Raw genomic sequence first — 16,686 nt, forward strand, 5'->3', positions numbered from 1 at the left:
GTGGCGAGGACTGGGGGAACCGCATGGCACGAACCTGGGAGGGACCGGCGGGGCGGCTGCTGCTCGGACTCGCGGTGCTGCTGCACCGGACGGTCACGGACCGGGCCGCGAAGAGAAGACTCGAACACTGGCGCAACGCCGCTCTGCGCGCCGCGTACCGGCGGGGCGTGCCGGTCGGGGTGCTCGCCTCCCGGACGCGGCTGACGCAGAGGTGGGTCAGGACGGTGGTCACCGGCGGGAAGCCCCCGCCGGTGGACGAGGCCGCATGAGGGTCAGGGCGTGTGGACCGACGGCCGGGGGGCCCTCGGCATCCCGCTTCCGAGGAAGAAGCTCGGGTGCGGTGGCTGGTTGTAGGCGGTGTTCTGCCAGGCCAGTGCGGTGCGGTACTGGGTGTCGTGGAGGAGGGTCGTGATGCGGGTGTCCGTGTCGTAGGGGGTGGAGTAGATGCGCAGGGCCGTGTTGTTCGACGTGCGCCAGACGACCTCCTCGCGCCAGTCGCCGAGGATGTCGCCGGCCAGGACCGGGGTGGCCTTGGTGCCGTTGTTGGAGGCGACGCCGGAGCCGGTGAGCAGGCGGGTGTCGCCCGAGGTGCCGTACTTGTCGACGTGGGTGCCGTCGAGGAGTTCACGGACGGTGTCGCCGTCCCACCAGGAAAGGAAGTTGGCGCTGGAGGGCTTGCGGCTGCCGACGACGGTGCCCTTGGGGTTGCGGATGCCGCTCTCCGCGGACGACCAGGACTCGGCGCCCGCGCTGCCCGACCAGATGTCCCCGGAGACACCGCGGCCGTTGTCGCCGCTCGCGCCGGTGGACCAGAGGATCTGGCCCGTGCGGGCGTCCGCCAGGTACGACGAGGGCTTCGAGCCGTCCTCGTCGACCTTGAACTCCTCCAGGCCCGCCCGGGACGGGTCGAGGTCGCCGACGTGCATGGCGTCGCCGTGGCCGTTCCTGGTGGTCCACAGGGCGTAGCCGTTGTCGTCGACGGCCATCGCGCCGTAGACGATCTCGTCCCGGCCGTCACCGTCCACGTCCGCGACGGAGAGCTGGTGGTTGCCCTGGCCGTCGTAGCCCTTGCCGCTGTTGGTGGAGGAGTTGGTGTCGAAGGTCCAGCGGCGGGTGAACCGGCCGTCCCGCCAGTCCCAGGCCGCGATCACCGTGCGCGTGTAGTACCCGCGCGCCATGATCACGGAGGGGCGGGAGCCGTCCAGGTACGCCGTGCCCGCCAGGAACCGGTCGACGCGGTTGCCGTAGGAGTCGCCCCAGGAGGAGACCGAGCCGCGGGCCGGGACGTAGTCGACGGTCCCCATCGCGCTGCCGGTCCGGCCGTTGAACATGGTGAGGTATTCGGGGCCGGAGAGGACGTAGCCGCTCGAGTTGCGGTGGTCCGCCGAGGAGTTGCCGATGACCGCGCCGGTGCCGTCCTTGGTGCCGTCGGCGGTCTTCATGGCGACCTCGGCCCGGCCGTCGCCGTCGTAGTCGTACACCTGGAACTGGGTGTAGTGGGCGCCGGAGCGGATGTTGCGGCCCAGGTCGACGCGCCACAGGCGGGTGCCGTCGAGCTTGATGCCGTCGACGACCGTGTTGCCGGTGTAGCCGGACTGGGAGTTGTCCTTGGCGTTGGTCGGCTGCCACTTGAGGACGAGGTCGAGGGCACCGTCGCCGTCGAGGTCGCCGACGGAGGCGTCGTTGGCCTCGTAGGTGTAGGAGACGCCGTCGGGGGTGGTGCCGCCGGAGGGCGGGCTGATCGGTACGTCCTTGTAGCCGGCCCGGAACTGGATCGCGTGGACGGAGTCGCCCTGCTCCGTGCCGTTCACGACCGCGCGGACGGTGTAGTCGGCGTGGGAGGGGGCGCCGGAGTGGAAGTAGGTGGTGGAGCCGGTGACGGGGCTGGAGTTGACCTTCGTACCGGCCCGGTAGACGTTGAACGCGACGTTGTCCGGGTCGGTACCCAGCCAGCGCCAGCTGACCAGGTTCCCGTCGCCGGTGTGGACGCTGACGACGCCCCGGTCCAGGGCCTCGACCTGGCGTGCCGTGGCGGCCTCGGCGGTGTCGGGGGCCAGCGTCGTCAGGCCCGCGCCGAGGAGCCCGGCGGCGGCGAGGGCCGCGGCCAGGGCGCGTGGGCGTCTGCGGTGCGGGTGGGGGGCGTGGGGGCGAGTGTGGGGGTGCCTCACGGGACGAACCTCCTGGAGGGCGGATGGCTTCCGCCTCTCAGTCGCCGCCCGGGGCGGCCGGGTTGCCGCCCTACGCCGGGGACTTCCTGAACGCCGCGAGGGTGAAGACCGGGTCGGGCCGGGGCCGGTCCTGGTCCGGCAGGACGGCCAGCCGCGCGGCGAACTCCTCGGCGAGCGGCTCGCCCGGCGGCAGCGTGACGAACCAGCCGCGCCGCAGGTCGGCGACGGTCCGGCGGGGACTGCGGCCCTGGCCGTGTCCGGTGAAGCGGGCCCCGCCCACGGGCTCCAGGCCGTACTCGCGGGCGTACGCCTCGACCAGGTGGGCGGCGTCGTGCGCGACGCCGGCCGGCCGGGCGGCGAGCACGGCGTCGATGTCGCTGCCCACGTTGTGCGAGGCGCCCTTGTCGACGGTGGTCACATAGGTCCCGCCGGGCCGCAGCACGCGGGCGCACTCGGCGACGATCGCCCGCACGTTCTCGGCACCGCCGGCCAGGTGCAGCAGCCACACGCTGGCGACGGCGTCGAACTCCCCGTCGGCGAAGGGCAGTCGACGGCTGTCGGCGAGCACGACGGCGCCGGGCAGCCGGGCCGCGGCGCGGCGGGCCATGGCGGGGGCGAGGTCGACGCCCACCACCCGCAGGCCGTCCCGTCCGACGACGATCCGCCGGGTGACGATGCCGGTGCCGCAGGCCACGTCGAGCAGTCGGCGGGCCTGCCGCGGCACCAGGCTCAGCACGCCCTCCGCGGCCGCCGCGGCCCGGGGCTCGCCGCCGCGGGAGTCGTCGTAGCGTTCCGCTTCCTTGTCGTAGTCGAGCACACCGTCAGTGTGCCCCGTGGCCGGCGGCCAGGTCCTCCACCCTGCGGGCGAGCTCGACGTCCTTCTCGGTGACGGCCCCGCCCGCGCTGTGGGTGTGCACCGCGAGGGCGACCGTGTGGTAGCCGAGGGTCAGGTCGGAGTGGTGGTCGAGCTCCTCCTGCACCTGGGCGACGTGGACGACCATCGCGGCCGCCGCGAAGTGCGAGCCGAGCCGGTAGGAGCGGGTGAGACGCCCGGCGTCGAGGGACCAGCCGGGCAGGGTGGCCAGCCGCTCCTCCACCTCCTGCGGCGACAGCGGTTCGGCGGGCATGGGCTGCGCTCCTCTCCTGGGCGGGTTCGCCTCAGCCTGCCACAGCGCGGCCGCTCCGGCGCGCCCCGGCGTCGACTACCGTTCCGGGTATGACCGCACTCGTGTCCGGCACCTCCCCCGCCACCGACCGGGGCGTGGGCCCGATGCTGCGCGCCTGGCGGGAGCGGCGGCGGGTCAGCCAGCTGGAGCTGGCGCTGCGCGCCGACTCCTCCGCCCGGCACATCAGCTTCGTCGAGACGGGCCGTTCCCGGCCGAGCGAGGAGATGGTGCTGCGCCTCGCCGAGCACCTGGACGTCCCGGTGCGCGAGCGCAACGCACTGCTGCTCGCGGCCGGTTACGCCCCGCACTACCCGGAGACCCCGCTGGACGACCCCGCGCTCGGCGCCCTGCGAGAGGGCATGGAGCGGCTGATCCGGGGCTACGAGCCGTATCCGGCGCTGGTCGTCGACGCGACGTACCGGGTGCTGGCGGCCAACCGGGGGATCGCGATGCTGATGGACGGCGTCGCGGAGCACCTGCTCACGCCGCCGCTGAACGCCATCCGGCTGACGCTGCACCCGGACGGCCTGGCGCCGCGCATCCGCAACCTGCGCGAGTGGCGCGGACACCTGCTGGAGCAGATGGAGCGGCAGATCGCCCTGCACCGCTCGCGGCCGCTGCGGGAGCTGTACGACGAGGTGGCCGCCTATCCGGTGCCGGAGAGCGTGCCGGGCGCGGAGCCGGACGAACCGGTGCCGTACTTCGCGCTGCCGATGCAGATCGAGCACGAGGGACACGTCCTGTCGTTCATCTCGTCCATCTCCACCTTCAACACCCCGATGGACGTGACGGTCGCCGAGCTGGCCATCGAGACGCTGCTCCCGGCCGACCCGGCGACGGTCAAGTACCTTCAGGCGCTGCTGCCCTGATCCTGCCTCAGGGCTCCGTGCTGGAGCAGCGCGAACGCGGCGACGACGAGGGCCTGGAGCACCGTCCACACCGCCCCGGCCGTGGTGGGCGTGAGCCACAGGGCGAGGGCGGCGAAGCTGACGGCCGCCCAGGCGAGGTTGGCCTCGACGACGGCCCGGACGGCGAGCGCCGGGGGCCGGGAGCGGGCGGCCAGCAGGCCCACGCACCCGGCGTACACCGCGAGGAAGGCCCCGAGGGCGAGGAGCAGGCCGGAGCCGGCGCCGAGGCAGCGGCCGAGCGGGCCGGACAGTGCGAGGTAGGCGAGCGCGTTGGCGCCCGTCACCGCCGCGTCGAGGGCCAGGAAGCGGCGGAGCATCAGCCGCGGTTCGGCCGTACGGGCGAGTGCGGCAAGCTGGTGCGTGGACATGGCGAGTCATCCTCCGTCGGGTCGGAGACGCTGGGGTCGGGCCGGGTCCCGGGCCGGAGTGCGCCGGACCGGAACCCGGTGGCTCCACGATCCCGCGGCGCACGGGGACGGTCGATTACCCGCCGGGTCATGCGTCCGGCCCGAGAATGATCCACGAACACCCCTGTGAGACTGACAGAGGAACATGACAGACTGCGACGAGACTTGGGCGCGTTGGGGAGGCGTGGCGTGAGCGAGCGACGGGCCGCACCCACCGTGGGCCAGGTGGTCCTCGGCAGACGGCTGCAGGAACTGCGGGAGACGGCGGGACTCAAGCGCGAGGAGGCCGCCAAGGTGCTCCGCGTGGCCCCGGCCACCGTGCGGCGCATGGAAATGGCCGAGGTCTCGCTGAAAATACCGTATGTCCAGATACTGCTGACGGCGTACGGAGTCGCCTCCGACGAGGTCGCGGCGTTCGTCGCGCTCGCCGAGGAGGCGAACCAGCCGGGCTGGTGGCAGCGGTACCACGACGTGCTGCCGGACTGGTTCAGCCTGTATGTGAGCCTGGAGGGCGCCGCCCGGATCGTCCGGTCCTACGAGCCGCACTTCGTCCCCGGGCTGCTGCAGACCGAGGACTACGCGCGCTCGGTCCTGGAGGCCGGGACGATCGGCAACGCGGGCGCGGACGCGGTGGAGCGGCACGTGTCCCTGCGCATGGAGCGGCAGCGGCTCCTCGACCGTCCGGACCCGCCCCACCTGTGGGTGGTGATGGACGAGACGGTGCTGCGGCGGCCGGTGAGCATTCACGGCCGGGTGATGCGCGAGCAGCTCGACAAGCTGCTGGAGTTCGCCGCCCGGGACCGGGTGACGCTCCAGGTCGCCGAGTTCGAGGACGGGCCGCACCCCGGCACGTACGCGCCGTTCACCCTGTTCCGCTTCGCGGAGCCGGAGCTGCCCGACATGGTCTTCACCGAGTACCTGACGGGCGCCCTGTACCTGGACTCCCGTACCGAGGTCTCGGCGCACCTGGAGGTCCTGGACCACATGACGGCGCGCGCCGCCTCGACCCAGCGCACCGAGAAGGTCCTGCGCGAGTACCGCGAGAACTTCTGACCGGCGACGACCCGGCACCCGCACCCGGCCCCTGAGGAGACGACACCGCATGACCGGACCCGAGCCCGCCTCCGCGCCTCTCGACACCAGCAGGCCGCACCCGGCCCGGGTCTACGACTGGTGGCTGGGCGGCAAGGACAACTACCCGGTGGACGAGGAGCTGGCCCGCAGGATCCTCGCGGCGGACAGCACGGCGGTGCGCGGGGCCCGCGCGAACCGGCGGTTCATGCACCGGGCGGTGCGTACCCTCGCCGAGGCCGGGATCCGGCAGTTCCTGGACATCGGCACCGGCATCCCCACCGAGCCGAACCTGCACCAGGTGGCGCAGGCGGTGGCCCCCGAGTCGCGGGTCGTCTACGCCGACAACGACCCGATCGTCCTCCGGCACGCCGAGGCACTGCTGCACGGCTCGGCGGAGGGTGCCACCGAGTACGTCCACGCGGACGTCCGGGACCCGGACCGGATCCTGCGGCTGGCGGGCGAGTCCCTGGACTTCGACCGGCCCGTCGCCCTGTCGCTGGTGGCCCTGACCCACTACCTCGGCGACGCCGCCGACGGCGACGACGTGCACGGGCTGCTCAAGCGGTACAAGGACGTGCTCGCACCGGGCAGCCACCTGGTCCTCTCGCAGGTCACGCCCGATCTGAACCCGGCGGCGGTGGGGAAGGCCGCGGAGCTGTTCGCCCGCGGCGGCACGCCGTTCCACCCGCGCTCCCTCACCGAGTTCGCGCGCTTCTTCGACGGTCTGGAGCTGCTGGGCCCCGGCATCATCCCGGTCACCGGCTGGCGGCCGGACCCCGAGGACGTGGCGGCCCAGACGGAGGGCATCGTGCCGGTGTACGCGGGGGTGGCCCGCAAGCCCTGACCCGCTCCGCGCACCGGCCCCCGTACGTCCGGCGACCCGCCCCCTGACCCGTACGGGCGCCGCGAACAGGTGCGCTTCCGCGTCCGGCCCTAGGTTCGTGAACCAGGGCCTGGCGAGCACCCGGGACCGGGTGAGCAAGGGAGCGCACGTGACCGACACGCGGACACCGCCCACCGAGCCGGGCGCGGCGCTGCTGCGCGCGGGACGGTTCTTCCGGCCGGGCACCGCCGCACCCGACCTGCACAGCGTCGGACTCGTCGGCGGGCGGGAGTCGGACGCCTTCTACCGGGACCGCTGGAGCCACGACAAGGTCGTGACGTCGACGCACGGCGTGAACTGCACGGGTTCGTGCCGGTGGAACGTGTTCGTCAAGGACGGCATCATCACCTGGGAGACCCAGGCCACGGACTATCCGTCGGTCGGCCCCGACCGCCCCGAGTACGAGCCGCGCGGCTGCCCCCGGGGCGCGGCGTTCTCCTGGTACACCTACTCCCCCACCCGGGTGCGCTACCCGTACGTGCGCGGGGTGCTCCTGGAGATGTACCGGGAGGCGAAGGCCCGGCTGACGGACCCGGTGCTCGCGTGGGCCGACATCCAGGGCGACCCGCAGCGCCGGCAGCGCTACCAGCGGGCGCGCGGCAAGGGCGGCCTGGTCCGGGCGAGCTGGGACGAGGCGGTCGAGATGGTCGCCGCCGCGCACGTGCACACGATCCGCACCCACGGGCCCGACCGCATCGCGGGGTTCTCGCCCATCCCCGCGATGTCGATGGTGTCGCACGCGGCGGGGGCCCGCTTCCACTCGCTGATCGGCGCCCCGATGCTGTCGTTCTACGACTGGTACGCCGACCTGCCCGTGGCGTCCCCGCAGGTATTCGGCGACCAGACGGATGTGCCGGAGTCGGGCGACTGGTGGGACGCGGCGTACCTGATCATGTGGGGTACGAACGTGCCGGTGACCCGCACCCCGGACGCGCACTGGATGGCGGAGGCCCGCTACCGGGGGCAGAAGGTGGTCGTGGTCTCGCCCGACTACGCCGACAACACCAAGTTCGCCGACCAGTGGCTGCACCCGCACCCCGGGACGGACGCCGCGCTGGCGATGGCGATGGGGCACGTGGTGCTCAAGGAGTTCTTCGTCGACCGCGTCACCCCGTTCTTCGACGACTACGTACGGCGCTTCACCGACCTGCCGTTCCTGGTGACGCTGACCGAGCGGGACGGCGCGTACGTGCCGGACAAGTTCCTGCGCGCCGCCGACCTGGGGCAGGGCGGCGACGACGCCTACTGGAAGACGGTCGTGCTGGACGAGGCGACGGGCCGCGCGGTGGTCCCGAACGGCTCGCTGGGCTTTCGCTGGAACGAGGCCGACCAGGGGAAGTGGAACCTGGACCTGGGCGACGTACGCCCCCGGCTGAGCCTGCACGGCCACGAGATGGCCTCGGGCGTGGAAGTGCTCCTCCCCCGCTTCGACACCGAGGGCGGCACACACGGGCAGGGGCGCGGCGACGTCCTGCGCCGCGGGGTGCCGGCGACGCGCCTCGGCGGGGCGACCGGGCCGCTGGTGACGACGGTCTTCGACCTGATGCTGGCCCAGTACGGCGTGACCCGGCCGGACCTGCCGGGCGACTGGCCGGCGTCGTACGAGGACGCCGACGCGCCCGCCACCCCGGCCTGGCAGGAGACGCACACCTCGGTCCCGGCGGCGGCCTGCGTGCGCATCGCCCGGGAGTTCGCGCGGACGGCGGAGCGGTCCAAGGGCCGGTGCATGATCCTGATGGGCGCGGGCACCAACCACTGGTTCCACTCCGAGACGATCTACCGGGGCTTTTTGGCCCTGCTCCAGCTCACCGGCTGCCAGGGCCGCAACGGCGGCGGCTGGGCGCACTACGTGGGCCAGGAGAAGTGCCGTCCGGTGACCGGCTGGGCGTCGCTGGCCGCCGCGTCGGACTGGTCGCGCCCGCCGCGCCAGGCGATCGGCACCGGGTACTGGTACCTGCACACCGACCAGTGGCGCTACGACCGGTTCCGCGCCGACGTGCTGGCCTCGCCGCTGGGCGAGGGGCGGCTGGCCGGGATGGCGGGCGCGGACTGCCTCGCCCTGTCGGCGCGCACCGGCTGGATGCCCTCGTACCCGACCTTCGACCGCAACCCGCTGGAACTGGGCGAGACCTTCGGCGACCCGGTGGCGAACGCGGTGGCCGAACTGCGGGCGGGGACGCTCAGGTTCGCGGGCGAGGACCCGGACGCCCCGGAGAACTGGCCGCGGATCGTGACCCTGTGGCGGGCCAACCTGCTCGGTTCGTCGGGCAAGGGCGCCGAGTACTTCACCAAGCACCTGCTGGGCACCCAGTCCTCGCTGCGCGCCGAGGAGGCCGCGCCCGGCGAGCGGCCCCGGGACGTGGTCTGGCACGAGGAGGCGCCCGAGGGGAAGGCCGACCTGCTCCTCTCGCTGGACTTCCGGCACACCTCGTCCACGCTCCTGTCCGACGTGGTACTGCCCGCCGCGACCTGGTACGAGAAGCACGACCTGTCCAGCACGGACATGCACCCCTACGTCCACGCCTTCTCCCCGGCGGTGAACCCGCCGTGGCAGGCGCGCACCGACTTCGACACCTTCAAGGTCCTCGCGGAGAAGCTGAGCGAACTGGCCGAGGACCATCTCGGGGTGCGCAAGGACCTGGTGGCGGCGCCCCTCCAGCACGACACCCCGGGCGAGATTGCCCAGCCGGGCGGTGTCGTACGGGACTGGCGGCGCGGGGAGTGCGAGCCCGAGCCCGGGAGGACGATGCCGAACCTCGTCGTCGTGGAGCGCGACTACACGGCGATCGGCGCCAAGTTCGCGGCGCTGGGCCCGCTGGTGGAGACCAAGGGGCTGCCCGCCAAGGGCATCACCCTGAAGCCGGACGAGGAGGTGGCCCGGCTGCGTGAGCTCAACGGCGCGGTGCGCGGCGGCCCGGCCGACGGGCGTCCGGCGCTGGACACGGCGGTGAAGGCGGCCAACACCATCCTGGCCCTGTCCGGCACCACCAACGGCCGTCTGGCGACCCAGGGCTTCCACACCCTGGAGGCGAAGACCGGGCAGGAGATGGCCCACCTGGCCGCCGAGCACGAGGGCAAGCGGATCACCTACGCCGACACCCAGGCGGCGCCCGTGCCGGTGATCACCTCGCCGGAGTGGTCGGGCAGCGAGGCGGGCGGGCGGCGCTACACGGCGTTCACGCTCAACACCGAGCACCTCAAGCCGTGGCACACCCTCACCGGCCGGCAGCACTTCTTCGTCGACCACGACTGGATGCACGAGCTGGGCGAGGCGCTGCCCGTGTACCGGCCGCCGCTGGACATGCACCGGCTGTTCGGCGAACCGCGACTGGGTCCCGACGGGCACCGCGAGGTGACGGTCCGCTACCTCACCCCGCACAACAAGTGGTCCATCCACTCCGAGTACCAGGACAACCTGTTCATGCTGGCGCTGTCCCGGGGCGGGCAGACCATCTGGATGTCCGCCGAGGACGCGGCGGCGATCGGCGTCGCGGACGACGACTGGATCGAGGCGGTCAACCGCAACGGCGTCGTCGTGGCCCGCGCGATCGTCTCGCACCGCATGCCACCGGGCACGGTCTTCATGCACCACGCGCAGGAACGCACGGTCAACGTGCCGCTCACCGAGACGACCGGCAAACGCGGCGGCGTCCACAACTCGCTCACCCGGCTGCTCCTCAAACCGACCCATCTCATCGGCGGCTACGCCCAGTTGTCCTGGGCGTTCAACTACCTGGGCCCGACGGGCAACCAGCGCGACGAGGTGACCGTGATCCGGCGCCGTTCCCAGGAGGTCGAGTACTGATGCGCCCGATGGCCCAGGTAGCGATGGTCATGAACCTCGACAAGTGCATCGGCTGCCACACCTGTTCGGTCACCTGCAAGCAGGCATGGACCAACCGGCGGGGTATGGAGTACGTCTGGTTCAACAACGTGGAGACCCGCCCCGGACAGGGCTACCCGCGCCGCTACGAGGACCAGGACAAGTGGCGGGGCGGCTGGGAGCTGAACCGGCGCGGCGCGCTGAAACTGAAGGCGGGCGGCCGGTTCAAGAAGCTCGCCGGGATCTTCTCCAACCCCCGGCTCCCGGAGATCAAGGACTACTACGAGCCCTGGACGTACGACTACAAGAACCTCACCGACGCCCCGCTCGGCACCGACTACCCGGTCGCCCGGCCCGTCTCCCAGCTCGACGGCAAGCCGATGAAGATCGGCTGGTCCTCCAACTGGGACGACAGCCTGGGCGGCGCCCCCGCCTACGGCGACCTCGATCCCATGGTGGAGCGCACCCGGCAACAGGCCTCGGAGAAGGTGCGGTTCGCGTACGAAGAAACGTTCATGTTCTACCTGCCGCGCATCTGCGAGCACTGCCTGAACCCGTCGTGCGTGGCGTCGTGCCCGTCCGGGGCGATGTACAAGCGCTCGGAGGACGGCATCGTCCTGGTCGACCAGGACCGCTGCCGGGGCTGGCGGATGTGCGTGACCGGCTGCCCGTACAAGAAGGTGTACTTCAACCACCGCACCGGCAAGGCGGAGAAGTGCACCTTCTGCTATCCGCGCATCGAGGTGGGCCAGCCCACCGTCTGCTCGGAGACCTGCGTGGGGCGGCTCAGATACCTGGGGGTCGTCCTCTACGACGCCGACAAGGTGACCGCGGCCGCCGAGACACCGAACGAGCACGACCTGTACGAGGCGCAGTTGGGTGTCTTCCTCGACCCCGAGGACCCCGGGGTGCGGCGGGCCGCCGAGGAGGCGGGGATCCCGTTCGACTGGATCGAGGCGGCCCGGCGCTCCCCCGTGCACGCGCTGGTGAGCAAGTACAGGGTCGCGCTGCCCCTGCATCCCGAGTACCGCACGATGCCGATGGTCTGGTACATCCCGCCGCTGTCGCCGGTCGTGGACGCGCTGACGGAGACCGGGCACGACGGCGAGGACGCGGACAACCTGTTCGGCGCGATCGACACGCTGCGCATCCCGCTGGAGTACCTGGCCGAGCTGTTCACCGCCGGTGACACCGGGCCGGTGCGGGCGTCGCTGGAGAAACTCGCCGCGATGCGGGCCCACATGCGGTCGGTCAACCTCGGCGAGGACCCGGACCCGGCCGTCTGCGCGGGCGTCGGCATGCGGCCCGAGGAGATCCAGGAGATGTACCGGCTGCTGGCGATCGCCAAGTACGAGGAGCGGTACGTGATCCCGACGGCGGCCGTCGGGGACGCGCACCGGCTGGAGGCGTCCGCACTGCCGGACACGTGCAGCCTGGACACCGACGGCGGTCCGGGCATGGGCGGCGACGGGCCGTTCGGCCAGGACTCGGGACGCAAACGGCTGCCGCTGGTGCCGGTGGAGAACTTCCACATCCTGCGCAGGCGGCAGACCGCGGACGACGAGAGGGAGGTCTGACCCGATGCCCGGCTTCGAGGTGCTCCACCAGGCGGCGGCGCTCTGTCTGACGTATCCCGACGACGACTTCCGCGCCCGGCTGCCGCTGCTGCGCGAGGCGGCACCGCAGCTGCGCGGTTTCACCGACCACGCGGCGGCGACCGGGCAGGGCGAACTCCAGGCGCACTACGTGGAGGTCTTCGACTTCAGGAACCGGCACAGCCTGTACCTGAGCTGGTGGACCGACGGCGACACCCGCAACCGCGGGATGTCCCTGGTCCGCTTCAAGGAGCTGTACCGCGCGCACGGCCTGGAGTTCACCGGCGAGGAGCTGCCGGACTTCCTGCCCGCGGTGCTGGAGTTCGTCTCCCGCACCGGGGACATGGGGATGCTCACCGAGCACCGCGACGCCCTGGACCAGCTGCGCGCCCGGCTCACCGCCTTCGGCACGCCCTACGCGTGCGTCCTGGACGCCGTGTGCGCCACCCTGCCGCCCGCACCCACCGGAGCCCGCCGATGAACGTCTTCCTGTGGGGCGTGCTGCCCTACGCCGCCTTCGCGCTGCTGATCGCGGGCCTGGTCTGGCGGCACCGCTACGACCGCTTCGGCTGGACGACCCGCTCCTCGCAGATCTACGAGTCCAAGCTGCTGAACATCGCCTCGCCGGTCTTCCACTACGGCATCCTGTTCGTGCTCGCCGGCCATCTGATCGGCCTGTTCATCCCGGCGTCCTGGACGCAGTCGATCGGCATCAGCGAGCACGCGTACCACCTGTTCTCGCTCTACGGGGGCACGGTCTCCGGGGTCCTCGCGGTCGCCGGGATCGGCATGCTGGTCTACCGGCGCCGCACCAACGCGCCGGTCTTCCGGGCCACCACGGCCAACGACAAGCTCATGTACGTCTTCCTGCTCGGCGCCCTGCTCCTCGGCATGATCGCCAAGCTGTCCGACACCTCCGGCAACGGCTACGACTACCGGAGCACCATCGCCCCCTGGTCGCGCAGCCTGTTCACGCTGAACCCGAAGACGGAACTGATGGCGGGCGTACCGGTGCTGTACCACGTGCACGCGGTGGTCGGGATGGTGCTGATCGCCCTGGTGCCCTACACCCGCCTGGTGCACATGTTCAGCGCGCCCCTGCAGTACCTGACCCGCCCGTACGTGGTCTACCGGTCGCGCGACCCCAGACAGCTGGGGCCGCGCCCGGACCGACGGGGCTGGGAGCGCGCGGGCTCCTAGCTCCCTGTCCGACTGTCCGACTGTCCGACTGTCCGACTGTCCGACTAGGCCAGCTTGGCCGACAGGGTGATGGTCGTGCCGGTCAGGGCCTGGCTGACCGGGCAGTTCTTCTTGGCGTCCTCGGCGGCGGCGACGAAGGCGTCGTTGTCGAGGCCGGGGACGGTGCCCTCCACGGTGAGGTGGATGCCCTTGATGCCCTCGCCGGGCTGGAAGGTGACGTCGGCGGAGGTGGTGAGCTTGGTGGGCGGGGTGCCGGCGCCGGCCAGGCCGTGCGACAGCGCCATGGAAAAGCAGCTGGAGTGGGCGGCGGCGATCAGCTCTTCCGGGCTGGTCTTGCCGTTCGCCTGCTCGGCGCGCGACGGCCACGACACCGGCTGCTCGCCGATGCCGGACGAGTCGAAGGTGACGACACCGTTGCCCTCGAGCAGGTTGCCTTCCCAGACGGTGTGTGCGGAGCGCGTGGTTGCCACGGCGGGTCCTCTCGAATTCTCTTGCTGTACCGGGGTGGTGGGAGCCCGTGTCCGGGGTTCCCACCCCCATCCGATCACACTCCGGCTCAGCTCACCCGGAAGACCGGCCCCCGGGCGGTGAACGGCAGCCGCGCGCCCTGGGGGATCAGGTAGGCGTGCTCGCGCCGTACCCGCAGGACGTCGCACCAGCCGTCGGTGACGACGAGGACCGGCGCGGTGGGCGGGAAGTCCTCGGCGCGCAGCAGCAGGTCGACGCCGGGCTGGAGGACGGTGCCGCCCCGGCCGTGCACCCGCACCCTCCCGGCGATGTCCGTCACCGGGAGGTACCCGGCGTCGTGCGGCGCGGCGTCGCAGAACACGACGCGGGCGGCGGGCACGTCGCGGGCCTCGGCGTAGGAGGCGATGGCGCCGAGCGCCTTGCCGAGCAGGGTGCGGTCCATGGAGCCGGAGGTGTCCAGGACGACGCCGAAGGTGCAGCGGGCGATCTCCTCCGGGGGGAAGTACCGTCCGGCGCGCGGGATGCCGGGGGTGGCGGCCTGGCGCCGCGAGGGACGGGCGTAGGACCGTACGGGCTCGGGGCGGGGCACGTACTCGTCGAACCAGCGGGCGAGTCGCGCGTCCCAGGGCAGCGGCGGGTGGCTGAGGACGCGGATCTCCTCGACCAGGCCGGCGGGCAGGAAGCCGCGTTCCTGCTGCTGGTGCAGATCGAGGCCCTGGGTGAGTCCCCGGCGGTAGAAGCCGTCGAGGTCGACGTGGTCGCGGGGCGGGCGGAGCGGACCGCCGAGGACGTCGCCGACGCCCTTGCCGCGCGGGGTGGACAGGCGGCGGATGCGGCGCAGGTCGCCGGCGATGCGGTCGTAGACCTCCTCGGCGGACAGCCCGGCCAGCTCCGGGTCGTGCAGCAGACCCTCGGGCATGGTGCCGACCTGCATCTCGACGAGCCAGCCGTTGATGACGTAGTCGCAGGCCACGTTGAAGAGGTACGGGTCGCGGGTGCCGCAGCGGTCGCCGTGGCGCAGGGCGGCGTGCAGCATCTCGTGGGCGAGGATGAACCGCCACTCCTCGTCGTCGTACCGGCGCAGCGGGTTGACGTAGATCTCCCCCGCCTCGGCGTTGACGGCGGCGACGGAGATGCCGTGGGCGCGGGCCAGTTCGGCGTCGGCGACGAGGGTGATGCCCGAGGCGATGCCGCCGAGCAGCGGGTAGGAGGAGACGAACCAGCTCAGGGCCTGCTGCCAGGGCTGGAGCCGGGTGGGGCCGCCGAGCATGGCGTCGCGGCGGCCGCCCGCGAGGTCGAGGGCGGTGGACATGGTGCGGGTGAGGGCGTGGGCGAAGGCCAGTTGCCAGTCGGGGACCTGGAGGTTCCAGCCGTCCCAGGGGGAGAGCAGCTGGTCGGGCTCGCCGCCCGCGGTGCCGCAGTGCTCGTAGGCGGCGGGGATGCCGCCCTCGCGGCGCCAGGCGGCGGCGATGCGCTCCTCGTCGCCGTCGGGGTACGTCGGCGGCAGGTGGTCCGGGGTGCGGCCGACCGGGAAGGTCAGGAGGAAGCGGTTGACGACGGTGCAGCGGGCGGCCAGGTCGTAGCGGTCGGGCTGGACGCGCTCGCCGGTGGCGGCGGGTACGTGGCCGAAGCCGAGGTGGATCAGGGCGTGGGCGATGGCCCAGGCCCAGTCGGCGGGCTCGGCGTGGCGGGTGGGGTTCAGGTGGACCCGGCCGTTGGAGCTGACGCGGGCGAGTCCGTGGCGGGGCGCGACCTCGCACTCCTCGTCCCGGCACAGCTTGACCTCCATGGCCGCGAGCGCCGGGTTGGCCCACACCAGCTGCACGCCCTTGGCGCAGTCCTCGGCGGCCGGGTCCTTCTTCTTCTGCTGCTTCTGCTGCTGCTTCTGCCTGCGGGTAGGGCTCACCGGCGGGCCTCCACCAGCCGGGGCATGTCGCGGGCGGCCTCGACGAGGAACCAGGCGGGCAGCAGCGGGTTGCCGTCGGCGTCGGAGGCGATGACGCTCTGGGCGACCTCGACGGAGATCTCGGCGAGCTGCACGAGCAGCGACTTGGCGCGGTAGGCGGTCTGGCGGCCGTTCGCCGACATGTGCTCCTTGCTCGTGGGCAGTTCCTTGACCAGGCGGCCCCGGAAGGACTCGGCGAGGTAGTAGAGGAGATCGCGGTCCTCGAGGCGGCTGGGCCAGCGGGCCTCGCCCTTGAGGATCGCCTCGATGCCGAAGCGGCTGCGGACGATCTTGACGTAGCCGCAGAAGGCGGTCGCGTGGGCCGGGGTGAGCGTGCCGTGCGCGAGGACCTTCAGGGTCTCCTCGTCGAGGTCCTGCCCGAAGGAGTGCAGGGCGTCGGAGAGCATGTGCCAGGAGCGCGGGGTGGAGAACGGCTCCTCGGTCTTGGGCGGCTTGGACCACAGGTGGTCGGGGCGGTCGGTGAGGTGGTCGGTGATCCACGGGTGGATGCCGTTCTCGCCGGCCCACACCAGCCAGTCCTTGGCGGAGGCGTCCAGGTGGACGTGGGTGAGTCGGTTGACCAGCGCGGAGGCGATGGGGCGGGCGAGCGCGTTGTCGGTGGCGCGGTTTCCGGCGCCGATGACGAGGGAGCCCTTGGGGAGTTCGTAGTTCCCGATGCGGCGGTCGAGGATCAGCGAGTAGAACGCCTTCTGCACGTCCGGGGTGGCCGCGTTCAGCTCGTCCAGGAAGAGGCAGTACGGCTCGTCGCGGGCGATGGACTCGGGCGGGCAGAACACCGACCGGCCGTCCCGGATCTGCGGGACGCCGATCAGATCCTCCGGCGCCAGCTGGGTGCCGAGCAGGCTCACGCACTCCAGGCCCAGCGAGTCGGCGAAGTTCCTCACCAGGGAGGACTTGCCGATGCCGGGTGCGCCCCACAGGAACACCGGCCGCACGGTGGCGAGGCCGAGCAGCAGTTCCGGGAGGCGGGCGGGAGTGACGGTGACGGCTGCCTGCACGCAGGGGCTCCTCGGCGGGAGAGGGGGTCG

General features: G+C 72.3%; 15 protein-coding genes. 8 read left to right on the forward strand and 7 right to left on the reverse strand.

The window, feature by feature from the left end:
• The first annotated feature begins 23 nt into the window (after window positions 1-23).
• The gene (locus R2E43_RS05710; RefSeq protein ID WP_003972436.1) at window positions 24-269 is read left to right on the forward strand and encodes a hypothetical protein; all 246 of its coding nucleotides are present in this window, start codon (window positions 24-26) and stop codon (window positions 267-269) included.
• A 3-nt stretch (window positions 270-272) separates the two neighbouring features.
• Here R2E43_RS05710 and R2E43_RS05715 read toward each other — a convergent pair whose 3' ends face one another.
• The 3 genes from R2E43_RS05715 to R2E43_RS05725 all read right to left on the reverse strand — a co-directional run bounded on the left by R2E43_RS05715 (window position 273) and on the right by R2E43_RS05725 (window position 3,295).
• Window positions 273-2,168 carry a rhamnogalacturonan lyase gene (locus R2E43_RS05715; RefSeq protein ID WP_003972437.1) on the reverse strand — a complete coding sequence of 632 codons (1,896 nt, stop codon included), beginning with the start codon at window positions 2,166-2,168 and terminating at the stop codon, window positions 273-275.
• Between the two features lie 70 nt (window positions 2,169-2,238).
• Window positions 2,239-2,985 carry a class I SAM-dependent methyltransferase gene (locus tag R2E43_RS05720; RefSeq protein WP_003972438.1) on the reverse strand — a complete coding sequence of 249 codons (747 nt, stop codon included), beginning with the start codon at window positions 2,983-2,985 and terminating at the stop codon, window positions 2,239-2,241.
• A gap of 4 nt (window positions 2,986-2,989) precedes the next feature.
• Entirely contained in the window at window positions 2,990-3,295 is a 306-nt protein-coding gene (locus R2E43_RS05725; RefSeq protein WP_003972439.1) for a 4a-hydroxytetrahydrobiopterin dehydratase, read from the reverse strand.
• Window positions 3,296-3,384: 89 nt separating this feature from the next.
• On the opposite strand from R2E43_RS05725, the gene R2E43_RS05730 reads away from it, so the two are divergent.
• Window positions 3,385-4,203 carry a helix-turn-helix domain-containing protein gene (locus R2E43_RS05730; protein WP_319217139.1) on the forward strand — a complete coding sequence of 273 codons (819 nt, stop codon included), beginning with the start codon at window positions 3,385-3,387 and terminating at the stop codon, window positions 4,201-4,203.
• Here the strand turns inward: R2E43_RS05730 and R2E43_RS05735 are convergent.
• Window positions 4,185-4,610 carry a hypothetical protein gene (locus R2E43_RS05735; RefSeq protein WP_319217137.1) on the reverse strand — a complete coding sequence of 142 codons (426 nt, stop codon included), beginning with the start codon at window positions 4,608-4,610 and terminating at the stop codon, window positions 4,185-4,187. The genes R2E43_RS05730 and R2E43_RS05735 overlap by 19 nt on opposite strands.
• Before the next feature lie 228 nt (window positions 4,611-4,838).
• On the opposite strand from R2E43_RS05735, the gene R2E43_RS05740 reads away from it, so the two are divergent.
• The 6 genes from R2E43_RS05740 (at window position 4,839) to narI (ending at window position 13,224) form a co-directional block, all read left to right on the forward strand.
• Complete coding sequence (locus tag R2E43_RS05740) at window positions 4,839-5,702, forward strand: helix-turn-helix domain-containing protein (RefSeq protein ID WP_003972442.1); 864 nt, start codon at window positions 4,839-4,841, stop codon at window positions 5,700-5,702.
• A gap of 49 nt (window positions 5,703-5,751) precedes the next feature.
• Window positions 5,752-6,567 carry an SAM-dependent methyltransferase gene (locus R2E43_RS05745; protein WP_003972443.1) on the forward strand — a complete coding sequence of 272 codons (816 nt, stop codon included), beginning with the start codon at window positions 5,752-5,754 and terminating at the stop codon, window positions 6,565-6,567.
• 148 nt (window positions 6,568-6,715) lie between these two features.
• On the forward strand, window positions 6,716-10,411 hold the full coding sequence (locus R2E43_RS05750; protein WP_332055969.1) for a nitrate reductase subunit alpha: 3,696 nt from the start codon (window positions 6,716-6,718) through the stop codon (window positions 10,409-10,411).
• The gene (gene narH, locus R2E43_RS05755; RefSeq protein ID WP_332055970.1) at window positions 10,411-12,006 is read left to right on the forward strand and encodes a nitrate reductase subunit beta; all 1,596 of its coding nucleotides are present in this window, start codon (window positions 10,411-10,413) and stop codon (window positions 12,004-12,006) included. Before R2E43_RS05750 ends, narH begins: the two co-directional genes overlap by 1 nt.
• 4 nt (window positions 12,007-12,010) lie before the next feature.
• Window positions 12,011-12,505, forward strand: coding sequence for a nitrate reductase molybdenum cofactor assembly chaperone (gene narJ / locus R2E43_RS05760; protein ID WP_319127326.1), 495 nt, complete (start codon window positions 12,011-12,013; stop codon window positions 12,503-12,505).
• Entirely contained in the window at window positions 12,502-13,224 is a 723-nt protein-coding gene (gene narI, locus R2E43_RS05765; protein WP_011030993.1) for a respiratory nitrate reductase subunit gamma, read from the forward strand. Before narJ ends, narI begins: the two co-directional genes overlap by 4 nt.
• Window positions 13,225-13,268: 44 nt before the next feature.
• Here the strand turns inward: narI and R2E43_RS05770 are convergent, their stop codons facing one another.
• The 3 genes from R2E43_RS05770 to R2E43_RS05780 form a co-directional block, all read right to left on the reverse strand.
• The gene (locus R2E43_RS05770) at window positions 13,269-13,694 is read right to left on the reverse strand and encodes an OsmC family protein (RefSeq protein WP_003972448.1); all 426 of its coding nucleotides are present in this window, start codon (window positions 13,692-13,694) and stop codon (window positions 13,269-13,271) included.
• 86 nt (window positions 13,695-13,780) lie between these two features.
• Complete coding sequence (locus R2E43_RS05775) at window positions 13,781-15,598, reverse strand: vWA domain-containing protein (RefSeq protein ID WP_193485640.1); 1,818 nt, start codon at window positions 15,596-15,598, stop codon at window positions 13,781-13,783.
• Window positions 15,595-16,656 (reverse strand): ATP-binding protein, encoded by a 1,062-nt coding sequence (locus R2E43_RS05780; RefSeq protein ID WP_332055971.1) that lies wholly within the window; start codon window positions 16,654-16,656, stop codon window positions 15,595-15,597. Before R2E43_RS05780 ends, R2E43_RS05775 begins: the two co-directional genes overlap by 4 nt.
• Between the last annotated feature and the right edge of the window lie 30 nt (window positions 16,657-16,686).

Origin of the sequence: Streptomyces violaceoruber (genome assembly GCF_033406955.1) — a bacterium.
Lineage (GTDB): Bacteria > Actinomycetota > Actinomycetes > Streptomycetales > Streptomycetaceae > Streptomyces > Streptomyces violaceoruber.

What these genes read in the sequence shown, in the direction of transcription:
- R2E43_RS05710 (WP_003972436.1), top strand. Translation starts at nt 24, where the DNA reads ATGGCACGAACCTGGGAGGGACCGGCGGGGCGGCTGCTGCTCGGACTC.
- R2E43_RS05725 (WP_003972439.1), bottom strand. Translation starts at nt 3,295, where the DNA reads ATGCCCGCCGAACCGCTGTCGCCGCAGGAGGTGGAGGAGCGGCTGGCC.
- R2E43_RS05730 (WP_319217139.1), top strand. Translation starts at nt 3,385, where the DNA reads ATGACCGCACTCGTGTCCGGCACCTCCCCCGCCACCGACCGGGGCGTG.
- R2E43_RS05735 (WP_319217137.1), bottom strand. Translation starts at nt 4,610, where the DNA reads ATGTCCACGCACCAGCTTGCCGCACTCGCCCGTACGGCCGAACCGCGG.
- R2E43_RS05745 (WP_003972443.1), top strand. Translation starts at nt 5,752, where the DNA reads ATGACCGGACCCGAGCCCGCCTCCGCGCCTCTCGACACCAGCAGGCCG.
- narH (WP_332055970.1), top strand. Translation starts at nt 10,411, where the DNA reads ATGCGCCCGATGGCCCAGGTAGCGATGGTCATGAACCTCGACAAGTGC.
- narJ (WP_319127326.1), top strand. Translation starts at nt 12,011, where the DNA reads ATGCCCGGCTTCGAGGTGCTCCACCAGGCGGCGGCGCTCTGTCTGACG.
- narI (WP_011030993.1), top strand. Translation starts at nt 12,502, where the DNA reads ATGAACGTCTTCCTGTGGGGCGTGCTGCCCTACGCCGCCTTCGCGCTG.